Origin of the sequence: Zhongshania sp., from assembly GCF_041623545.1 — a bacterium.
GTDB lineage: Bacteria > Pseudomonadota > Gammaproteobacteria > Pseudomonadales > Spongiibacteraceae > Spongiibacter.
This window is the reverse complement of sequence record NZ_JBFJWS010000421.1, coordinates 1-2,004: the sequence shown is the minus strand read 5'-3', so window position 1 is coordinate 2,004 and position 2,004 is coordinate 1. Positions and strand designations below refer to the sequence as shown.

At 49.6% G+C, this 2,004-nt stretch carries 2 protein-coding genes; both read right to left on the bottom strand.

From position 1 onward, the window contains the following. A partial coding sequence (locus ABYT30_RS18735) for a phosphotransferase family protein (RefSeq protein WP_373098041.1) occupies positions 1–789 on the bottom strand: 789 nt, incomplete at its 3' end. Positions 790–798: 9 nt separating this feature from the next. Then, on the bottom strand, positions 799–2,004 hold a 1,206-nt coding region (locus ABYT30_RS18730; protein ID WP_373098040.1), incomplete at its 5' end, for an acyl-CoA dehydrogenase family protein.

Below are 2,004 nucleotides of genomic sequence, written 5' to 3'. Positions count from 1 at the left end.
TGCCGTGCGGTCAATCCCACCAAGCCCCGGAATAGCGGCATCACTCGGAATTCGCAATTGCATACACTGATAGGCTAAGTCCGCATAAGGATGGCCTAAGGTGGATAATTCCCAATCAAGCAAGGCCAATACCGTAGGCGTATCGTTGTCAAACATCATATTATCGAGGCGAAAATCACCGTGATTAATACAGACCAAACCATCGTCTGGCGGTAAATTTTCATTGAGCCACACGATCAATTTTTCCATAGCCGGCATCGCCTCGGTTTCACTGGCGCGATACTGGGAGGTCCAACGACTTAGTTGGCGCTCAAAATAATTGCCGGGCCGCCCGTAATCGCTTAAGCCAACGCGATCGACGTCAATATTGTGCAAATTGGCTAAAACCCGATTCATCGCATCATAAATCGCGCCGCGCTCTGTTGGGCTTTGTTCAGGCAAACCCGCATCCCAAAAAATACGACCGTCGATGTAGTCCATTACATAAAACATTGAACCAATGACACTATCGTCGTCACAGAGCAGGCGCATTGTAGGAACTGGCACGTCGCTTTGCGCCAGTGCTTTCATAACTCTAAACTCGCGATCTACGGCGTGGGCAGACTTCAGCAACTCACCTGGTGGCTTACGTCGCAGCACGTACTTGCCACTGACAGCATCAATTAAATAGGTGGGGTTAGACTGCCCACCGGCAAATTTTTCTGCGGTTATCGGCCCGCGGAAGCCAGCTATATTTTCCGTTAAATAGTCACTTAACACCGCAACATCTAATTCAAAGGTATTTGCCATGCATCCTCCTTAAACAGCGTAACGATCAATAATCTGTTTACCCAACGCCATCTGATGGACCTGATCCGGGCCGTCTGCCTGGCGACACCACCGCGCGTAATTAAACGCCTCTGCCATAAAGTAATCTTCAGTTAAACCGCCGGCGCCATGTAGTTGCATGCAGCGATCAATAACATTTTGCACTAGCAAAGGCACCGTAGTCTTGGTTGCCGCAATCATATCGGTGGTTTGCATTGGACCCTGTTCATCAATCTGTTTACAGGTTTTTAATACCAGCAAACGCGCCATTTCGATTTCGGAAAAGCTCCGCGATATTTCCTCTCGCACCGACTGATGTTTGCTCAGCGGCCGCCCAAAAGTAGTACGCGACACTGCCCGTTGACAGGCCAGCTCTAATGAACGCTGGGCAGCGCCGATCAAGCGCATGCAGTGATGCATACGACCCGGCGCCAAACGGCCCTGCGCAATTTCAAAACCGCGGCCTTCGCCCAATAAAATATTTTCCAGCGGCACTCTTACATTTTCAAATACAATTTCAGCATGACCAATAGGCGCATCGTCGTAACCCAGGGTAGTCAACGGCCGTATAATGGACATGCCCGGCGTGCCCTTAGGCACCAACACCTGGCTCTGCTGCTGGTGACGACTGACATTATCTGGGTCAGATTTACCCATTACGATAAAGATTGCCGTGCGCTCATTCATCGCGCCGGTAATAAACCATTTACGACCGTTTAAAACCCATTCATTGCCATCTCTTACAATACTAAGTTCGATATTTGTGGCGTCGCTAGAGGCCACTTGGGGTTCAGTCATGGCGTAGGACGAACGAATATCGCCATTAAGCAATGGGGTTAACCACTTATCACGCTGAGCGTCAGTGGCGTACTTCATAAACACTTCCATATTGCCGGTGTCTGGCGCGTTACAGTTAAATACTTCCGGTGACCACAGAACGCGACCCATCAATTCCGCGAGAGGGGCGTAGTCGGTAAAACTTAAACCGCCATGCTCGCAGTACTGGGGAAACTCTTCAGGACAAAACAAATTCCACAGGCCCGCCGCCTTAGCCTTGAGCTTGAGCTCGTCCATGAGTGGTAAAATACCAAAGCGATTGCCCGCGCTATGCAATTGCTCGGCATAGGCTTTTTCATTTGGGTATATATTCTCGTTCATAAACGCACTCAGTTTAACCAGTAACTGCTGCGCTTTTTC